Origin of the sequence: Gordonia amarae NBRC 15530, from assembly GCF_000241345.1 — a bacterium.
In the GTDB taxonomy this organism is placed as follows: domain Bacteria; phylum Actinomycetota; class Actinomycetes; order Mycobacteriales; family Mycobacteriaceae; genus Gordonia; species Gordonia amarae.
Window position 1 is genome coordinate 108,747 of the sequence record NZ_BAED01000061.1, and the last position, 17,967, is coordinate 126,713.

The following is a 17,967-nucleotide window of genomic DNA, read 5'->3' on the forward strand; positions in this document are numbered from 1 at the left end:
CGAGCCTCGAAACCCCGTAAGACGACGATGTCCGCAACCACAGAACATGGTTGCGGACATAGCCTTTCGTGGAGAATGTCTACGTCACAGCGCCGGCGACCTTGAACTCGACGATGCGGTCCCAGTCGAAACCCAGCTCCTCCAGGATCGCGTCGGTGTGTTCGGCGAACCCGGGCGCGGCGGCCGCCTCGTTCTTGGTGACGTCGAATTGCACCGGGCTGGACACCAATTCGATGTCCCCGACCTCGATGATGTAGTCGTTGGCGCGCACCTGATCATCGGCACCGACCTGCAGCGAGTCCTGCACCGGCGCCCACGGACCCGACAGCGTCGCGAACCGTTTGGTCCACTCGGCCAGCGTCCGCGAACCGATCACCTCCCGCAGGATCTCCACCGCCTCCGCGGTGTTCTCCATGATCGACGCGTTGTCGGCGAACCGCGGATCGTCGGCCAGGTCGGGCCGCTCGATGTGTTCACACACGTCCCGCCAGAACTTGCCCGGCTGCAGCATCACCAGCGACAGGAACCGGTCGTCGGACGTCTTGTACAGCCCCGACAGCGGATTGCGCACGGCCGCATGCTCGCCCGGCTTCGGAGCCACCAATGGTTTGTCACAGTGCAGCGACAGACCGATCTGGTGACCCATCGACCACAACCCACTGCCCAGCAACGACACGTCCACGACCGACCCCTCACCGGTGCGTTCGCGTCGTACCAGCGCGGCGGCGATGCCCCCGGCCAGGTTGGTGCCGGAAATGGTGTCACCGAACGCCGGGCCCGGAGGCGCGACGATGCCGGGCGAATCCGGGGGCGTCATCGACGCCGCGATCCCGCCCCGCGACCAGAACGCGGTCATGTCGTACCCGCCGCGATCGGATTCGACGCCACGCGGGCCGAGCGCACTGCCGCGCGCGTACACGATGTCGGGTTTGATCGCCTTGATGTCATCGACATCGATCCCGAACTTGCCGCGCGGTCCAGGCAGGAAACTGGTGAGGAACACGTCGGCGGTCTTGACCAGGGCGTACAGCACCTCCCGGCCCTCCGGCTTGGACATGTCCAGGCCGATGCTGCGCTTGCCCCGATTGGCGTGTTCCACATTTGGATTGGGATCGCCCTCGACCTTGAACGTGCCGGTCTGACGCAGCCCGCGCTGCGGGTCACCGGTGACGGCGTGCTCCACCTTGATGACCTCGGCGCCCCATTCAGCCAGCACCGCGCCCGCCGACGGGACGAACCCATACATCGCGACCTCGAGAATCCGGAACCCTGCAAGAGGCTTCATGATCGCGCCCTACCCTTTCACCGTCGCGGCGTACGCCTTGAGCTCCAGGAACTCCTCAAGCCCCGCAACCCCCATCTCGCGGCCGATACCGGATTGCTTGTAGCCACCGAACGGCACGTCGGGGGTGAAGTAGTTGCCGCCGTTGATGCTGAACGTTCCTGTGCGGATGCGTTTTCCGATGCCGTGCGCGCGGTCGTCGTCGGCCGACAGCACGCCGCCGGACAGACCGTACTTCGAGTTGTTGGCGATGCGTACGGCGTCGTCATCGTCGTCGTAGGGAATCATCACCAGCACCGGCCCGAACACCTCCTCCTGCGCGATCTCGCTGTCGGGGTCGACATCCGCCAGCAGGGTTGCGCTGTAGAAGAATCCGGGCTCGATCTTGGTGCCGCCGCACACGAGGCGGGCACCGTCGGCGACGGCGCGCTGCACCATGCCGTCGACCTTGTCGCGCTGCTTCTCGCTGATCAGCGGTCCCATATAGGTTTTCGCGTCACCCGGATCACCGACGGCCACGTGGCCGAGCATGCCCGCGACCATCTCGGCGAGCTGGTCGTGCAGGGCGCGCGGCACCAGCAGCCGGGTGGTGAGGGCACAGCCCTGTCCGGCGTGCGTGCAGATGGTGAACGCGCCGAACATCGCGGCCTGCTGCAGGTCCGCATCGTCGAGGACGATCAGCGCCGACTTGCCGCCGAGTTCGAGGAACACCCGCTTGAGGGATTCGCTGGCGGCGGCCATGATCTGCTTGCCCACCGGCGTGGAACCGGTGAAGGTGACCACGTCGACGTCGGGGTGGGTGGTGAGCAGCTTGCCCACCTCCACCGACTGGCCGGCGATGATGTTGACGACGCCCGCGGGGATGTCGGTGTGCTCGGCGATCAGCTCGCCGAGCGCGAGGGTGATCAGCGGGGTGTCGGGGGCCGCCTTGAGCACGACGGTGCAGCCCGCGGCCAGCGCCGGGGCCAGCTTGGCCAGGGCGAGCTGGTTGGGATAGTTGTAGGCGATGATGGCCGAGACCACTCCTGCCGCTTCTTTTTCCACCCAGCGCTTGTTCTCCTGGCCGCGCACCTCGATGCTGGACAGTTCCTCGGTGAAGGCGTATCCGTCGAGCAGCCCGGTATAGTATTCGACGATCCCGATGGGTGCGTCGAGCTGATTGCCGTAGGTCAGGGTCCGGGTGGCGCCCACCTCGGCGATGGTCAACTCACGCAGGTCGTCGGCGTGTTCGCGCAACACCGCGGCCAGCTGCGTCAGACACCGCTTGCGCAGTTCGACGTCGGTCGACCAGCCGCTGTTGTCGAATGCCTCGCGCGCGGCCGCGATCGCCCGCTCGGCCTCATCGATGCCGGCGTCGGGGGCTGTCCCGAGCACCGCACCCGTGGCCGGGTTGATCGACTCGTAGCTGCTGCTCGCATCCACCAGCTCACCGCCGATCAGCAACCGCTTGCGCAGGCCGGAACCCGCCGGGTTGCCGGCGTCACGTTCGATGGTCTCTTGGCTCACCACAGACTCCATTCGGAAATATCATTCTCACTTGTGGCATACGGCACATCCATAGCTTCGCACTGTATCAGCCCGCAGCGGACGGCAACAGCGGCTCGCAAGATCGACAAATTCGGACATTTCGAGCAGGGCGAACGAACCGAATCGGCTGAAACCGGTTGCCGACTCGCATCTTGCGAGAGTACGGTTCTCACTCATAGGAAGGGAGATTCTTGTGATCGAAACAACAGCCCTCACGCCTTCGATGGGCGTGCAAGTACACGGGATCGACAGCCTCGACGACGACGCTGTCATCGCAGCCTGCCTGGAGGCGCTCAAATGGCGCGGCGTGCTGCTGATCCGCGGACTTGATCTCGACGAGGCCGGTCAGGTCGCCTTCAGCAAGAAGCTGGGCCCGGTATTGGCTCCCGCGGGCAAGGAGATCTTCACGGTCTCCCTCGATCCGTCCAAGTCGCCGTCGGCCGAATACCTCAAAGGCACGTTCCACTGGCACATCGACGACACCACCAACGACATCCCCGCCAAGGCGACGATGCTCGCCTGCAAGCACGCCGCGATGGTGGGTGGCGGAACCGAATTCGCCAGCACCTACGCCGCCTACGACAACCTGCCCGAGCACGACCGCAAACGGTACGAGGGCCTGCGGGTGGTGCACAGCTTCGAGGCCTCGCAGCGGCTGGTGAATCCGGATCCCACCGAGGAACAGCTCGCCGCCTGGCGCAGGTTGCCCACGCACGAGACCGCGCTGGTGTGGGACCGCAAGGACGGCCGCCGCTCGCTGGTCCTGGGCGCCACCGCCGATCACATCGTCGGAGTCCCCGAGTCCGAGAGCCGCGAGATCCTCGACGAACTGCTCGCCTGGACCACCCAGGAACGCTTCTCCTACACCCACGAGTGGCAGCAGGGCGACGTGGTGATCTGGGACAACACCGGAATGCTGCACCGCGCACTGCCTTACGACCCGTCGTCGGAACGGCTCATGCACCGCACCACCATCGCCGGCAACGAGGCCTGGGGATGAAAAACGCGGTAGTGACGGGCGGCGGCTCCGGCATCGGGGCCGCCATCGTCGAGCGCCTGCGCAGCGAGGGCTACCACGTCGCCATCATCGACCTGAATCCTCCCGCCGACGATCCGCTGGCCAAGGCGGCCGACGTGACCAGCCCCGACCAGATCGCCGCCGCGTTCGCGGCGATCCGGGAACAGTTGGGCCCCATCACGATTCTGGTCAACGCCGCCGGCCTCGACGGTTTCAGCAAGTTCTCCGACATCGATTTCGACACCTGGCGCAAGGTGATCGACGTCAACCTCAACGGCGTCTACCACACCGTGCAGGCGGTACTGCCCGACATGCGCGAAGCAGGCTGGGGCCGGATCGTCAACATCTCGTCGTCGAGCGCGCACTCGGGCCAGCCCTACATGGCGCACTACGTCGCGGCCAAGTCGGCGGTCAACGGCCTGACCAAGGCGCTGGCACTGGAGTTGGGCCCCAAGGGAATCACCGTCAACGCGGTCCCGCCCGGATTCATCGACACCCCGATGCTGCGCAACGCCGAGAATCACAAGAATCTCGGCGGCACCGTCGAGGACCACATCAAACGGACCCCCGTCCGCCGGGTCGGTCGCCCGCAGGACATCGCCGCCGCCTGCGCCTTCCTCATCTCCGAGGACGCCGGCTACATCACCGGCCAGATCCTCGGTGTCAACGGCGGCCGGAACACCTAGAAAGGGAACACGAATGGGACGAGTAGAAGGCAAGGTCGCTTTCGTCACCGGCGCCGCGCGCGGCCAGGGCCGCAGCCACGCCGTCCGGCTGGCCGAAGAAGGCGCCGACATCATCGCCGTCGATCTGTGCAAGAACATCGACTCCATGGGCTACCCGATGGCCACCCCGGAGGACCTGGAGGAGACCGCCCGGCTGATCGAGAAGGAAGGCCGGAAGGTGGTCACCGCCCAGGCCGACGTCCGGGACGCCGGCGCGTTGCGCGCCGCCGTGGAGCGGGGCATCGACGAGCTGGGCAAGCTCGATGTGGTGGTGGCGCAGGCCGGTGTGGCCGGTATGAAGGGCAATCCGCCGCGGCAGGCCTGGTCCGACGTGATCGACACCAACCTTGTCGGCACCATCAACGCCGTCCAGGTGTCGTTGCCGCACCTGTCCGAAGGTGCATCGATCATCGCCACCGGTTCGCTCGCGGCGATGATGGACATCAGCAAGGTCGATCAGCCGGGCAAGGATCTCGGCGGCGTCGCCTATGTGTTCTCCAAGCGCACGCTGTCCAACTACATTCACGAGCTGGCCACGCATATCGCTCCGGAAGGCATCCGCGCCAACGTCATCCACCCCACCAACTGCAACACCGACATGCTGCAGAGCGAGCCGATGTACCGCTCGTTCCGGCCCGATCTGGAAGCACCCACCCGCGAGGACGCCACCCCGGCCTTCTACGTCCAGCAGGCGATGAAGGTCCCGTGGGTCGAGCCCGGCGATATCAGCGACATGGTGCTGTTCCTGGCCTCCGACGAATCGCGCTATGTCACCGGCATGCAGATGCGCGTCGATGCCGGCGGCTATCTCAAGTGGTACGACTACCGCGTCTAGGAGCGCTCGCATGATGAAGGTGAATGTTGACGGGTCCCGCTGCCAGGGACACACGATCTGCGCCATGGTCGCGCCCAACAGTTTTGAGCTCGACGAGATCGACGGCCACTCCACACCGGTGTCGGCCGAAGTTCCCCCCGAGTACGCCGAGCAGGTCCGCGAGGCCGTTCGGTCGTGCCCGGAACAGGCGATTTCCATCATTGAGAAATGAGGGGGGAAGAATGAGGAGACCACCACCATGACCACCGAAACCACAGCGTCGTCGGATATTTCGGCCGACGACGCGCGGAAGAAGAACCGGTATTCCTTCGACCGGCACGCCCCCGGCTACCGCGAGAAGTTCCTGGACACCACCGCGGAGATGCAGGAGAAATGCCCGGTCGCCTGGAGCGACACCTACGACGGGCACTGGGTGGCCGCGAGCAGCGACGCCGTGTTCGAGCTGGCCCGCTGCCCGTACGTGTCCAACGACCATGATGTGCGTGGAGAACGCAAGGGCTACAAGGGGATCAACGTCCCCACCGCCGAACGCGCCACCGGTGTGCGCGGCGGCATCCTGGAGATGGACGAGCCCGAGCACAGCTTCTTCCGGTCGATCCTGAACCCGTACCTGTCGCCGGCCGCGGTCAAACGCTGGGTGCCGTTCATCGACAAGATCGTGCACGCCTGCATCGACGAGAAGATCGAATCGGGCCGCATCGACTTCGTCGACGAACTCGCCAACGTCGTTCCCGCGGTGCTGACCCTGGCGATGCTGGGCATCCCGGTGGAGAAGTGGACCATCTACAACGAGCCGGTGCATGCGGCCGTGTACACCCCACCGGACTCGCCGGACGCCCCGCGCGTGGCCGAACTGCACCGCCAGCTCGGCATCGACCTGATCACCAATCTCTTCGAGATCCGGGCCAATCCGCGCCCAGGACTCATCAACGCCGTCGCCAACGCAGCCATGGACGGCGGCACCCCCGACGACATGGAGCTCCTCGGCATCCTCAGCCTCGTGATCGGCGGCGGCTTCGACACCACCACAGCGCTCACAGCCCATGCGCTGGAATGGCTTTCGGAGAACCCAGACCAACGGGCCCGGCTCAGCGCCGAACGCGACACCCTGATGAACGCCGCCACCGAGGAGTTCCTGCGCTACTTCACCCCCGCCGCGGGCGACGGGCGCACCATCTCCGAGGACTGCGAAGTCGCCGACACCGAGTTCCATGAAGGCGAACGCCTGTGGCTCTCGTGGGCGATGGCCAACCGGGATCCGAGCCTGTTCCCCGAACCCAACACCATCGACATGGACCGGAAGGGCAATCGGCACTTCAGCTTCGGCCTCGGGGTGCACCGTTGCATCGGCTCGAATGTGGCACGCACGGTGTTCAAGCGGATGCTGATCGCGGTGTTCGACCGGATGCCGGACTTCGTGTGCGACCCGGCGGGCACCGTGCACTACGACTCGATCGGCGTGATCCAGGGTATGCGGCACCTGCCCGCGACCTTCACCCCCGGACCGCGCACGCACAAGTCGATCGCCGACACCCTCGTCGAGTTGCAGCAGATGGTCGAGGACGAGCGTCTGGCCGAACCGCTGTCGATCGCCCGCAAGCGCGAGGCAGCCACCGAATAGCCCCGCCCCCTTGCTGGTTGAGGTGCCCAATCCGCTGGTTGAGGTGTGAGGAGCGCAAGCGACGAGCCTCGAAACCCCGCAAGACGACAACGTCGGCTCACCAGGTTTCGAGGCTCGCAAGCTCGCACCGCAACCAGCGAGGAGTTTGCGTCAACCCGTACTACCCGAAGGACATTCCATGACAACAGTCGGTTTCATCGGGCTCGGCAGTCAGGGCGGGCCGATGGCCCGGCGGATCGTCGACGCCGGCATCGACACCGTGCTGTGGGCACGGCGTCCGGAAACCCTGGAGCCGTTCGCGGACTCGGCCGCCAAGACCGCGGGGTCACCGGCCGAGGTCGGTGCGGCGAGCGACATCGTCTGCCTGTGCGTGGTCGGCGACGACGACGTCCTGTCGGTGGCCGGCGGCCCGGACGGCGTGTTGTCCGGGATGCGCGAGGGTGCGATCCTCGTGGTGCACAGCACCGTTCACCCCGACACCTGCACCCGCCTGGCCGCCGAGGCCGCCGCGCGCGGGGTGTCGGTGGTGGACGCACCGGTCAGCGGCGGCGGTCGCGCCGCTGAGGCAGGCAACTTGCTGGTGATGGTGGGCGGCGACGAGGAGACCGTCGCGGCCTGCCGTCCGGTGTTCGGTACCTACGGCGACCCGGTGGTCCATCTCGGGCCGCTCGGCTCCGGCCAGGTCACCAAGCTCCTCAACAACCTGCTGTTCACCGCCAACCTCGCCACGTCCGCCGACACCCTCGCACTCGGGAAGTCCCTCGGGGTGGACGCCGACAGGCTGGCGCAGGTGATCACGAACGGCTCGGCCAACAGTTTCGCCCTCGGCCGCGTCGCGTCGGCGGGCGGCCTCGAGCGTATCGCCGGTCACGCCGGCAACGTGCTGGTCAAGGATGTCTCGCTCATCGACGGCATCGCCGCCACAGCGGGAGCGCGCAGTGAGGTGGTGCAGGCCACCGCGCACGCCACACTCCGGCTGATGGGGCTGGAACAGTGAGCCGGATCGGGCTGGTCGGCGCCGGTCGGATGGGACTGCCCATCGCCCGGCGCCTGGCCGCCGCCGGTCACGAGGTGACGGCACTGGCCAGAACCGACGACGCCCGGGAGCGGCTGACCGCGGCCGGGATCGAGGCCGTCGCGGATATCGGTGAGGTCGCGGACGCGGCGGCGGATCTGCTCCTGGTCGTCGTCCTGACCGACGAGCAGGTCCGTGAAATCTGCCTGACCGGTCCGCTCCCCGAGCGGATCCGGCAGGGGGCCACGCTGGTTATCCACACCACCGGCAGCCCGCGCACCACCCAGGACATCGCCGCGGCCCTGGAACCCAGGGGCGTCACCGTGGTCGACGCCGCGGTGAGCGGCGGACCGCACAACATCGCGGCGGGCGATCTGACGCTGTTCGTCGGCGGACCCGCCGGCATCGTCGACGCCCTGTCCCCGGTGCTGAGCGCCTATGCCGACCCGATCATCTACGCCGGTACTCAAGGTGCAGGACAGTGCGTGAAGCTGGTCAACAACGCGCTGTTCACCGCCCAGATCGGTGCGGTGCGCGCCGCCGTCGAGCTCGGTGGGCGTCTCGGCGTGCAGGAGCAGGCGCTGCTGTCGGCCCTTCCCCACGCCAGCTCGGACAGCCGGGCACTGGCCGGCGCGGCGCGGCGCGGATCGGTGGAGGAGTTCATCGGCAGCGTCGCCGAGTTCGTCGGCAAGGACATCGCCACGGTCCGTGCGGTGGCCGCCGAGCTGGACGCCGACCTCGGACCTCTCGATCCGCTGATCACCTACGGCTGCACCACCGGGCAGTCCGCCGGCTAGGGACGACGTCAGATAGCCGCGGTCAGGCCGCCGTTCGACGTGATCGGGCTGCCGAGGAGGAAGGTCTCGGTGGTGGTCATGGTCTCGGGTGCGAGTCCGGCCGCGGCGAACGCACGCCGCTTGAACGCGCGTGCGGCAAAGCTGAGTTCATATGCGGCGGTCCGACAGCGGCCGGCCAGTTCCAGCGGCCGGGTCGGACCCCACAGGCGCAGGTCGGCACGGACCGAGTCAAGCGTTTCCAGCACGCCGGAGCGGACGCGCTCGTCGGCCTCGAACAGTGTCGAGCACACCGCGAGCGCCTGCGGCCAGGGACCGTCGTCGGTATGGGATTTCATGGAGCAGTCGAAGTCCAGGGGGTGGGCGCCGAGGATCTCCAACGGTCGGACGTCGCAGTCCTGCACCACATGGACGGTGACCTCCCAGCCTGCGAGCGCCTGGTCGAACAGCCAGCCTCCGGCGTGGACGATCGTCTGCTCGGCGTCGGGAGTGATCAGGGCGAGTCGGTTGCGGAGGGGCCGACGCCGCGCGTCAGCTCGCGTTCGAGTGATCTCACGTACTCCCGGAACACGCGGGTGAGAGGTATTGACGAGTCCAGCAGCCATGTGGTTTCCATCCCGTTGATGAAGGCGATAGCTTCCACGGCCTTGTCGGCCGCGTCCAGATCGGTTCGGAAACGCCCCTCCCGCTGGCCCCGCCGGATGCCTTCGGCGACGATGTCGACGGAGACACGGTGACGGTGCAACAACCTGGCATGCAACGGGGAATCCGGCTCGAGGTTCTCGGCCCGGAGTACGACGAACAGGCCGACGAGTTCCGGCGACCGCTCAAATCGCTGGGCAACACGCTCGAGTTCCTCAAGAATGTCACCTCCCAGATCCGCGTGCTGGTTGTCGTCGGCGTCTCGTCGTTCCAGGACGGCGTGCAACAACTGCGCCTTGGACCCGAAATGATGCAGGATTCCCGCAGATGTGACTCCGGCTTCCCGGGCGATCTGTGCGAGGGACGTATTCCGCCAGCCGTTGCGGACCAGCAATCGCTGAGCCACGTCGAGAATGAGTCGCTTGCGCTCTTCACCCTTGACCAGCAAGGCGTCGTACGGTCGCACGCCCGTCACCACAGTCCTACCTTCGGGGGGCTGTCCGAAACTGACCTAGTGAACACATAGTAGGTAGGTTTCGGAAATGTGACAAGCGTCTCGTTGGGGTTTCCAGAAGTCACCAGTCACTCTTTGCCTTGCCAAAGGCCCCGCGCTCACGGAGCCCCGCCACCTCGGCCTCCCCCATCCCCACGGCGGCCAGGATCGTCGCGGTGTGCTCACCCAGCGCGGGCACCGCACCCATCACCGGTTCCACCCCGGCGATCACCGCGGGCGGCAGCAGCGCGGGCACCGGTCCGCCCGGGGTGTCGATGGTGCGCCAGCGGTCGCGGGCCCGCAGGTGCGGGTGGGCGATGACATCGCTGGGCGTGTTGTAACGGGCGTTGCCGATGCCGGCGTCGTCGGCACGTTTCTGGATCTCCGCCAGATCATGCTGCCCGCACCACCCGGCGATGGCCGCGTCGAGGATGTCCCGGTGCGCCACCCGGCCGGCGTTCGAGGCGAACCGCGGATCGTCGGCGAGGTCGTCGCGGCCGATGATCTCCCGCGACAGCCGCTGCCACTCCCGGTCGTTGGTCGTGCCCAGCACCACGGTCTGACCGTCGGCGGTGGCGTACGAACCGTACGGCGCCACCGCCGGCGACCCCATCCCCCGCGGCTCCTGGTCGATGCCGGTGTGCAGGGTGTAGTTGAGCGCGTAACCCATCAGCTCGGTCATGGTGTCGAACAGGCTGACCTGCACCTGCGCCCCACCGGGCGCCAGGTCACCGGACCCGGACCCGCGTTCGCGGCGCAGCAGCAACGACAGGATGGAGATCGCCGAGAACAGTCCCGACGACACGTCGGCCATCGGCGGCCCCGGTTTCGCGGGTGCGCCCGGCGAGCCGGTGATCGCGCAGGCCCCGGATTCGGCCTGGGCCAGCAGGTCATAGGCCCGCTTGTGTGACAGGGGTCCGCCCGGCCCGTAGCCGTCGATCTCCACCGATATCAGGTCCGGATGACGCTTCGCGAGTTCGTCCGGGGTCAACCCCATCCGCCCCGTCGCCCCGGGCGCCAGGTTGGCCACGAGGACATCCGCCGATTCGAGAAGCCGGTGCAGAACCTCCAGTCCCGCATCGCTTTTCAGGTCAAGCGTGATGGATTGTTTACCCCTGTTGCACCACACGAAATGCGCGGCCTGACCTTTGACCACGTCGTCGTAGTGCCGGGCGAAGTCGCCCCCGCCCGGGTTCTCCACCTTGATGACGGTGGCGCCGAGATCGGCCAGCACGCGGGTGCAGATCGGAGCCGACACCGCCTGTTCGAGGGCGACGACGGTAACCCCTTCCAGGGGCAACTCCGTCATCAGTAGCTGCGTGGCAGGCCGAGGGTGTGCGAGGACAAGAAGTTCAAGATCATCTCCTGACTGATCGGCGCGATCCGCATGACACGCGCCTCACGGAAGTAACGACCCACACTGTATTCCTCGGAGTAGCCCATGCCGCCGTGCGTCTGCACGGCGCGATCGGCGGCGGTGAACCCGGCGTCGGCACACAGGTACTTGGCGGTGTTGGCCTCCCGGCCGCAGGGCAGGCCGTTGTCGTAGAGCCAGGTGGCCTTGCGCAGCACCAGTTCGGCCGCGTCGAGATGGGCGAGGGAGTCGGCGAGCGGGAACGCGACACCCTGGTTCATCCCGATCGGCCGGTCGAACACCTCCCGCTCCTTCGCGTAGGTCACGGCCCGGTCGAGCGAGACCCGGCCCAGGCCCAGCGCCTCGGCCGCGATCAGCATCCGCTCGGGGTTGAGACCGTCGAGCAGATACTGAAAACCCTTGCCCTCCTCACCGACCCGGTCCTCGACCGGCACGATGAGATCGTCGATGAACAGTTCGTTGGAGGTGACCGCGTTGCGGCCCAACTTCTTGATGGGCCGGATCTCCACCTTGTCGCGGTCGAGGTCGGTGAGGAACAACGTCATGCCGTCGGTCTTCTTGGTGACCTCGTCGTACGGGGTGGTGCGCGTGAGCAGCAGCACCTTCTCCGATTCCATCGCCTTGGAGATCCACACCTTGCGGCCGTTGACCACATAGTGGTCGCCGTCGCGCCGGGCGAAGGTGGTGATCCGCGAGGTGTCCAGTCCCGCACCGGGTTCGGTGACCCCGAAGCACACGTGCAGGTCGCCGTTCACGATGCGTGGCAGCGTGCGGGCTTTCAGCTCGTCGGAGCCGTGCACCACCACCGGCTGCATCCCGAAGATCGACAGGTGGATCGCGGTGGCGGCGTTCATGCCACCGCCGGATTTAGACACCTCCTCCAGCAGGATGGTGGCCTCGGTGATGCCGAGCCCGTGGCCGCCGTACTCCTCGGGGATCGTCATCCCGAGCCAGCCGCCGTCGGCGATCGCCTGATAGAACTCGGTCGGGAACTCGTGCGCCAGATCCTTTTCCATCCAGTAGCGATCGTCGAACCGGGCCGCGAGTTCGGCCACGGATTTACGGATCAGCTGCTGGTCGTCGGACAGCGCGAAACTCATGCCGTCGGTCATACGCACCCCTCAGCGGACCGGCAGGTCGGTGGTCTGCTCCACATCGCGCCCCCGGCCGCCGAGCCGCTCGGAGAGCACACCCATGTCGAAGGCCTGCCGGGCCAGCCAGAACCGCAGGAAGTTGGTCAGCGAGAAGCGCAGGAACACCACCGAACCCACGATCGCCACGGCGATCCCGGTGAGCGCGAGGATGATCGCGTCACGCTGCACCAGCGGGTCGGAGGTGTTGTGCGAGAGGAAGTAGGCGATGATCGGCAACGCGACGCCCACCACCATGGCCGTGATGCCGAGACGGATCCACAGCTGCGAGCGCTTGGCGGCCGGGTCGGCAACGGTCAGCGCGTCGAGATCGCGGGCGAATCGCTGTGCCCGCTCGCCGGACGCGGCGGGGATCGGGCCGGGCGCGGCGGCGGGCGCCGCGACGTCGGGCTGGGCGTGACTCATGTTGAGCTCCCTAGATAGAGGTTGGCGAGTTCATCGGTGAGGGACCGGCCGGGCGGTCCGTCGTAGACCACCTTCCCTCGTACCAGGACGGCGGCACGATCGGCCATGTCCAGTACCGCGGTGGCGAACTGTTCCACCACCAGGACGGCGACGCCCGTCCGGGCGAGTTCGGCCACCTGGCCGTAGAGCTGTTCCACGATGAGCGGGGCGAGCCCCATCGACAGTTCGTCGAGCAGCAGGACCGCGGGATCGCAGGCCAGGCCGCGGCTGAGCGCGAGCATCTGCTGCTCGCCACCGGACATCGTGCCGGCGGTCTGCTTGGCACGCTGCGCCAGGATCGGAAAACGTTCGTACGCATCGGTTTCGATCTCTTCCCGGGACTTGCCGGTGAAGGTCATCATCCAGAGGTTCTCGCGCACGGAGAGATTGGGAAAGATGCCACGCCCCTCGGGGATCAGGCACACCCCGGCACGGGCGGCGCCGCGGGCGCTGATGCCGGTGACGTCTTTGCCCGCATACCGCAGCCGGCCCGACGAGGCCGGATGCATACCGGAAGCGACCTTCTGGGTGGTGGACTTGCCGGCGCCGTTCGGGCCGAGCAGGGCGACGACCTCGCCCGCGCGTACCGACAGGCTGACCCCGTGCACCGCGGTGATGCCGCCGTACCCGGCGCGGATGTCCTGCAGTTCCAGGACCGGCGGGATTCCGGTGCTCATGTGGCCACCCCCAGATAGGCCTCAAGGACGGCCGAGTGGCTGCGCACATGTTCCGGGGTACCGGAGGTGATGATCGACCCGAGGTCGAGCACGTGCACCTGATCGCACACGTCCATCACCAGTTCCATGTCGTGTTCGACGAGCAGCACGGCGACTCCGCCGGCCACCACATCGCGCAGCACGTCGGCGAAGCGTGCGGTCTCCTCCGGATCCTGGCCGGCCGCGGGCTCGTCGAGCAGGATGATGCGCGGTTCGGTGGTCAGCGCCCGCGCCACCTCCACCTGCCGGCCGACGCCGGTGGGCAGCGAGTCAGCGAGCCGGTCAGCGTACTGGCCGAGGGCGACGCGGTCGAGGATGCCGTCGACGATCCGGGCGGCGGCTGTACCCCGGTGCCGCATCTCGGCAGCCACCAGCAGGTTGTCGCGCACGCTGAGCCTGCCGAACAGTTCCAGGCCCTGGAAGGTACGGGCCATGCCGAGCCGGGCCCGTTGCGCCGGACCGAGCTTGGTGATGTCGGAACCGTCGAGGGTCACCGACCCCGAACCCGGCCTGCGCAGGCCGCAGATCACGTCGAACAGGGTGCTCTTGCCGGCACCGTTGGGGCCGATCAGTCCGGTGATGTGGCCGGCATCGGCGTGCAGGGCGACATTGTTGACCGCCTTGTGCGCACCGAAGGTGACACTGACGTTCTTAACTTCGAGCAGCGATGGCACGGTCGAGCGCCTCCTTGTCTTCCGGTGCCCAGTCCCTGGCGATTCCCCACCATTCGACCGGCACGTCTGCATCGGGTTCTTCTGCCGCACCCACCGCCGGGTCCTGTTGCCCGGCAACGGGATCGGACTTCGGCAGCCGCCTCGTGGCGATCATGGGCACCAGTAGCGCCGCGATCACCATCAACAGGGCGAACACGTAGCCGTTGATGACATCGGTCAGGCGCAACGCCCAAGCGGCCAGTGTCCAGACCACCAGCCCGCCCATCACGATGGTGTCGGCGAAGGCGGTGTTCCAGTTCTTGCGCAGCTCGGCGATGGCACCTTCCTTGACGGCCTTGGCACCGAAGGCCACCGCACCGATCGCGGGCAGTGCCTCCGACATCTCCCGGATCGACGGCCAGAGCGCACCGATCGCGTGCAACGGTCCGGACAGACCCGCGCCCACAAACAGGCCCGCGCCCACGGAACCGAGTCCGGCGAGCACCACGACCAGGAAGATCGGCAACCCGGCGATGAAGCTGAACTGGTCCGGTGTGGCCGACTGCAGCGACATTCCGTACAGCGCTCCGCCCGCGCCCGCGATCGCCGCGCTCAGCCCGAACACCAGCAGCTTGCCCGCCAGCAGGTTTCCGCCGAGTGTGGCGAAGGCGGCCTCGCTGTCGCGCAGCGCGATCAGCCGTCTGCCGAGCCTGCCCCGGCGTAGCAGCGCCACCGCGACGGTCAGCAGCGCCAGCACGATGGCACCGAAGATCGTCACTTTCGCGGGACTGTCGACGGCGACACCGAACAGGGACGGCCCCGGCACCTCAATCGAGCCCTGATCGAACAGCGAGATCCGCACCCCGGCCACCTCGAACGAGGGCAGGGTGAAGATCCAGCGGTCGAAGATCACCGCGATCGCCGCAGTGCCCAGCGCCAGGTACACACCCGAAAGCCGCAGCGCCGGAATGGCTATCACGGCCCCGACAACCCCGGCCACCAGTGCGGCGACCAGGATCGCCCACCATTGGCCGTCGTCGCCGAAACGGGCGCACACGATCGCACCGATCGCGGCCAGGGAGATCTGGCACAGCGAGATCTGCCCGGCGAACCCGGCCAGCGGCACGTACGAGAGCGCGATCACGCCGACGGCGAAGATCTGCCCGTAACTCATGATGTCGCTGTCACTGAGGACGGTGGCCAGGATGACGCCGAACAGCACGATCACCGCGGCCAGGAACCAGGTGCCGCGCATCGTCGGCAACGGCACCGGGCTCAGTTGCCGGTCACGCCCGCGCAGCCGCCCGTGCGGGAACAGCAGCAGCGCCAGCAGCAGCAGGATCGCGGGTGCGGCCAGCCGCAGGCCCGGCAGGTAGTCGTTCTGCGGCAGATAGCCGGCCAGGTAACTCTCCATGCAGCCGACGACGACGGCACCGAGGAATGTCAGCGGCAGGCTCTTGAGACGACCGAAAATGGCTGCGGCATAAGCACTCACGATCAGCAGCGACAACGAGGTCGCGTCGAGGGCGACGGCCGGGGCGATGAGGATGCCACCGACCGCGGCCAGCTCGATACCCAGAATCCAGGCGATGCGGTTGGCCCGCAACGGATCGGCACCGGTCAGGCCCACCAGCGACCGATCGTCGACGGTGGCCCGCATCTCGGCGCCGGTCCTGGTCTGCAGCAACAGGATCCGCAGACCCACGGCAACGGCGACGGCCACCACCATGGTCAGCGCCTGATGCCAGGTCACGGTGGCCCCGAAGACGTGGAACGGTTCCTTGTCGGCGAAGAACGGGGTCAGCGACCGCGCCTCGGTCGGGTTCCAGATCCAGCGCGCCATCGCCATCAGGCCGCTGAGCAACGCGACCGTCATGACGAGCTTCTCGGCCTCGCCGAGCGCCTGTGCGGGCCGCATCGCGAGTTCGATGGCGAGCCCGAACAGCGGCGCCCCGATCCCGAGGATCACCAGCAGCGACAGCCACACCGGCCAGCCCCAGCCCACCGACAGCTGCCAGTACATGAATGCCGAGAACATGCCGGCGGCCCCGTGGGCGAAATTGAAGACGCCGGTGGTGGTGTAGGTGACGACGAGCCCGCCGCTGATCACAGCGTAGATAGCGGCGGTGCTCAGCCCGACGACACCGTAGGCGAGAAACTGGTCCATTTACTTGACGTCGCTCATGCTCTTGCCCACATCCGCGAGTGTCAGACCCTTGCCGTAGCGGCTCTTGTTCGCCATCGGCTTGGGATCGATATCGCAGCGGTAGGCGCCCTGGTTCGGCTTGAAGTCGGCCGCTTCCCAGCCCTTCGAGGTGACCTTCATGATGTTGAAGCAACCCGAAGGTGCCTCACCGGGCTTGAGGTTCTGCGCGGCCTGCAGACCGCCCGCGGTCCATGCGGTTTCGGCACCGATCTTCTCGTACAGGCACGACCGGGTCAGCTTGTCACCGCAGGCGGTGGCCGCCTTGGCGAACACCAGCCAGCCGGAGAACGCGCGCACCGCCGGACCGGAGATCTCAGCACCGGGTGCGTACTTCTTGTACAGCGCCTTGAGCTGTTCCATCGCCGGCTCGGTGCTCTCCAGCGGCAGGATGCCGCTGAGGTCGACGAGGTTGTTCTGGTAGTCGGCCGACTTGCCGAGGAGCTTGGGGAAGGACGCGCTGTAGGAGTTGTTGTTGGCGTCGATCCAGTCGAGCTTGTAATTCATACCGGTCAGCACGGCCTCCAGCTTGGACAGTTGCTCGTACTGGCCGTAGAAGATCAGGCCCTTGACGCCCTTGTCCTTGATGGCCTGCGCGTACGGGGTCCAGTCCGAGACTCCGGAGGCCGGGTAGAGGTTGTTGTAGACGAACTTGCCGCCCGCGGCCTCGGTGGACTCGATCTGCATGTCGCCGAGCACCTTGGTCACCGGCGAGTCGCCGTTGATGATGCCCACCTTCTTCGCCGAGTCCGGGTACGCCTCGGTGACCAGCCACTTACGGAACTGGTAGTACGGCATGTAACCGAAGGTCTGTGCCGGCGCCGGCTGGATCTGCAGGTCCGAATCGAGCGCGGCCACCTGCGAGGTCTGTGCCGGGAAGCTCGGCAGCAGGCAGTTCAGCCGGTCCTTGACACCGAGGCCGTCGAGCGCGGCGCCGCCGCCGACGAGGGCGAAGTCCTCCTTGCATGCCTTCACCATCTCCTGGCGCACGCCCATCAGCTTGGTGTCGCGGATGTTGACCGTGATCTTGCGGCCGGCCACACCCCCGTTGTCGTTGCACCAGGACGTGAACACCTTGGCCGCGTCGCCGAATTCGGCCTTCTTGGTGAAGCCGACGTCGGAGAACACGCCGATCTTGATGTCGGTGTCGGTGACACCCTGCGCGGTGGCGCCCTTGGCCGAGCCCTTGCCGCAGACCTCGCCGAGATCACCGAACGAGCTCGAGACATCGGACGACGACGAGGTGTTGTCTCCGCCGGAGGCGGTCTCCTCGCTGCCTGAGCCGTCCCGGCCGCCGCAACCGGCCACGAGCAGTGCGCTCGCGGCCACGGCCAGGAACGCCATCGACTTCTTCGATGCCCCTGCTCTGGGGATCACTGAACTGGGCGATGACTTCATGGGGTTCTCTCCTCGCTCCCGGCGCTTCCGGGGTGGCCCAATGGGAGAGCCGAACTTCGGGAAGGCTGGGCCGTT

The 17,967-nt window shown here is 67.1% G+C and carries 18 protein-coding genes; 7 read left to right on the top strand and 11 right to left on the bottom strand.

What is annotated here, in order from left to right:
* Nucleotides 1-79 precede the first annotated feature (79 nt).
* Both GOAMR_RS17825 and GOAMR_RS17830 read right to left on the bottom strand, forming a co-directional pair.
* Entirely contained in the window at nucleotides 80-1,285 is a 1,206-nt protein-coding gene (locus GOAMR_RS17825) for a CaiB/BaiF CoA transferase family protein (RefSeq protein WP_005191090.1), read from the bottom strand.
* A gap of 9 nt (nucleotides 1,286-1,294) precedes the next feature.
* Nucleotides 1,295-2,800: an aldehyde dehydrogenase family protein gene (locus GOAMR_RS17830; protein ID WP_005191092.1), complete on the bottom strand. Its 1,506-nt coding sequence runs from the start codon at nucleotides 2,798-2,800 to the stop codon at nucleotides 1,295-1,297.
* A 202-nt stretch (nucleotides 2,801-3,002) separates the two neighbouring features.
* Here GOAMR_RS17830 and GOAMR_RS17835 point away from each other — a divergent pair, with 202 nt between their 5' ends.
* The 7 genes from GOAMR_RS17835 (at nucleotide 3,003) to GOAMR_RS17865 (ending at nucleotide 8,820) form a co-directional block, all read left to right on the top strand.
* A complete protein-coding gene (locus GOAMR_RS17835) occupies nucleotides 3,003-3,809 on the top strand; it encodes a TauD/TfdA dioxygenase family protein (protein WP_005191095.1) in 807 nt (268 codons plus the stop codon).
* Nucleotides 3,806-4,513: an SDR family NAD(P)-dependent oxidoreductase gene (locus GOAMR_RS17840; RefSeq protein WP_005191099.1), complete on the top strand. Its 708-nt coding sequence runs from the start codon at nucleotides 3,806-3,808 to the stop codon at nucleotides 4,511-4,513. Before GOAMR_RS17835 ends, GOAMR_RS17840 begins: the two co-directional genes overlap by 4 nt.
* A gap of 13 nt (nucleotides 4,514-4,526) precedes the next feature.
* A complete protein-coding gene (locus GOAMR_RS17845) occupies nucleotides 4,527-5,387 on the top strand; it encodes a mycofactocin-coupled SDR family oxidoreductase (protein ID WP_005191102.1) in 861 nt (286 codons plus the stop codon).
* 13 nt (nucleotides 5,388-5,400) lie between these two features.
* Entirely contained in the window at nucleotides 5,401-5,598 is a 198-nt protein-coding gene (locus tag GOAMR_RS17850; protein WP_040515753.1) for a ferredoxin, read from the top strand.
* Between the two features lie 27 nt (nucleotides 5,599-5,625).
* Entirely contained in the window at nucleotides 5,626-7,008 is a 1,383-nt protein-coding gene (locus GOAMR_RS17855) for a cytochrome P450 (RefSeq protein ID WP_005191108.1), read from the top strand.
* A gap of 178 nt (nucleotides 7,009-7,186) precedes the next feature.
* Nucleotides 7,187-8,005, top strand: a complete 819-nt coding sequence (locus GOAMR_RS17860) for an NAD(P)-dependent oxidoreductase (RefSeq protein ID WP_005191110.1) — start codon at nucleotides 7,187-7,189, stop codon at nucleotides 8,003-8,005.
* The gene (locus GOAMR_RS17865; RefSeq protein ID WP_005191114.1) at nucleotides 8,002-8,820 is read left to right on the top strand and encodes an NAD(P)-dependent oxidoreductase; all 819 of its coding nucleotides are present in this window, start codon (nucleotides 8,002-8,004) and stop codon (nucleotides 8,818-8,820) included. The genes GOAMR_RS17860 and GOAMR_RS17865 overlap by 4 nt, the downstream gene beginning before the upstream one ends.
* A gap of 8 nt (nucleotides 8,821-8,828) precedes the next feature.
* Here the strand turns inward: GOAMR_RS17865 and GOAMR_RS17870 are convergent, their stop codons facing one another.
* From GOAMR_RS17870 to GOAMR_RS17910, 9 genes are all read right to left on the bottom strand, one after another.
* Nucleotides 8,829-9,422 carry a hypothetical protein gene (locus GOAMR_RS17870; protein WP_005191116.1) on the bottom strand — a complete coding sequence of 198 codons (594 nt, stop codon included), beginning with the start codon at nucleotides 9,420-9,422 and terminating at the stop codon, nucleotides 8,829-8,831.
* Entirely contained in the window at nucleotides 9,311-9,934 is a 624-nt protein-coding gene (locus GOAMR_RS17875) for a TetR/AcrR family transcriptional regulator (RefSeq protein WP_040515757.1), read from the bottom strand. The genes GOAMR_RS17870 and GOAMR_RS17875 overlap by 112 nt, the downstream gene beginning before the upstream one ends.
* Nucleotides 9,935-10,034: 100 nt before the next feature.
* Nucleotides 10,035-11,261, bottom strand: coding sequence for a CaiB/BaiF CoA transferase family protein (locus tag GOAMR_RS17880; protein ID WP_005191123.1), 1,227 nt, complete (start codon nucleotides 11,259-11,261; stop codon nucleotides 10,035-10,037).
* Nucleotides 11,261-12,439 carry an acyl-CoA dehydrogenase family protein gene (locus GOAMR_RS17885; RefSeq protein WP_005191132.1) on the bottom strand — a complete coding sequence of 393 codons (1,179 nt, stop codon included), beginning with the start codon at nucleotides 12,437-12,439 and terminating at the stop codon, nucleotides 11,261-11,263. Before GOAMR_RS17885 ends, GOAMR_RS17880 begins: the two co-directional genes overlap by 1 nt.
* Before the next feature lie 9 nt (nucleotides 12,440-12,448).
* Entirely contained in the window at nucleotides 12,449-12,883 is a 435-nt protein-coding gene (locus GOAMR_RS17890; protein WP_005191133.1) for a hypothetical protein, read from the bottom strand.
* On the bottom strand, nucleotides 12,880-13,599 hold the full coding sequence (locus tag GOAMR_RS17895) for an ABC transporter ATP-binding protein (protein ID WP_005191134.1): 720 nt from the start codon (nucleotides 13,597-13,599) through the stop codon (nucleotides 12,880-12,882). Before GOAMR_RS17895 ends, GOAMR_RS17890 begins: the two co-directional genes overlap by 4 nt.
* Nucleotides 13,596-14,312 (bottom strand): ABC transporter ATP-binding protein, encoded by a 717-nt coding sequence (locus GOAMR_RS17900; protein WP_005191135.1) that lies wholly within the window; start codon nucleotides 14,310-14,312, stop codon nucleotides 13,596-13,598. The genes GOAMR_RS17895 and GOAMR_RS17900 overlap by 4 nt, the downstream gene beginning before the upstream one ends.
* Complete coding sequence (locus GOAMR_RS17905; protein WP_005191136.1) at nucleotides 14,290-16,458, bottom strand: branched-chain amino acid ABC transporter permease; 2,169 nt, start codon at nucleotides 16,456-16,458, stop codon at nucleotides 14,290-14,292. The genes GOAMR_RS17900 and GOAMR_RS17905 overlap by 23 nt, the downstream gene beginning before the upstream one ends.
* Nucleotides 16,459-17,892, bottom strand: a complete 1,434-nt coding sequence (locus tag GOAMR_RS17910) for an ABC transporter substrate-binding protein (RefSeq protein ID WP_005191137.1) — start codon at nucleotides 17,890-17,892, stop codon at nucleotides 16,459-16,461. It abuts the gene before it with no gap.
* Nucleotides 17,893-17,967 lie beyond the last annotated feature (75 nt).

Excerpts from the sequence above, each read along its gene's own strand:
- GOAMR_RS17850 (WP_040515753.1), top strand. The coding sequence starts at position 5,401 with ATGAAGGTGAATGTTGACGGGTCCCGCTGCCAGGGACACACGATCTGC.
- GOAMR_RS17840 (WP_005191099.1), top strand. The coding sequence starts at position 3,806 with ATGAAAAACGCGGTAGTGACGGGCGGCGGCTCCGGCATCGGGGCCGCC.
- GOAMR_RS17905 (WP_005191136.1), bottom strand. The coding sequence starts at position 16,458 with ATGGACCAGTTTCTCGCCTACGGTGTCGTCGGGCTGAGCACCGCCGCT.
- GOAMR_RS17885 (WP_005191132.1), bottom strand. The coding sequence starts at position 12,439 with ATGACCGACGGCATGAGTTTCGCGCTGTCCGACGACCAGCAGCTGATC.
- GOAMR_RS17870 (WP_005191116.1), bottom strand. The coding sequence starts at position 9,422 with ATGGCTGCTGGACTCGTCAATACCTCTCACCCGCGTGTTCCGGGAGTA.
- GOAMR_RS17890 (WP_005191133.1), bottom strand. The coding sequence starts at position 12,883 with ATGAGTCACGCCCAGCCCGACGTCGCGGCGCCCGCCGCCGCGCCCGGC.
- GOAMR_RS17860 (WP_005191110.1), top strand. The coding sequence starts at position 7,187 with ATGACAACAGTCGGTTTCATCGGGCTCGGCAGTCAGGGCGGGCCGATG.
- GOAMR_RS17855 (WP_005191108.1), top strand. The coding sequence starts at position 5,626 with ATGACCACCGAAACCACAGCGTCGTCGGATATTTCGGCCGACGACGCG.
- GOAMR_RS17830 (WP_005191092.1), bottom strand. The coding sequence starts at position 2,800 with ATGGAGTCTGTGGTGAGCCAAGAGACCATCGAACGTGACGCCGGCAAC.
- GOAMR_RS17825 (WP_005191090.1), bottom strand. The coding sequence starts at position 1,285 with ATGAAGCCTCTTGCAGGGTTCCGGATTCTCGAGGTCGCGATGTATGGG.
- GOAMR_RS17895 (WP_005191134.1), bottom strand. The coding sequence starts at position 13,599 with ATGAGCACCGGAATCCCGCCGGTCCTGGAACTGCAGGACATCCGCGCC.
- GOAMR_RS17880 (WP_005191123.1), bottom strand. The coding sequence starts at position 11,261 with ATGACGGAGTTGCCCCTGGAAGGGGTTACCGTCGTCGCCCTCGAACAG.
- GOAMR_RS17845 (WP_005191102.1), top strand. The coding sequence starts at position 4,527 with ATGGGACGAGTAGAAGGCAAGGTCGCTTTCGTCACCGGCGCCGCGCGC.
- GOAMR_RS17910 (WP_005191137.1), bottom strand. The coding sequence starts at position 17,892 with ATGAAGTCATCGCCCAGTTCAGTGATCCCCAGAGCAGGGGCATCGAAG.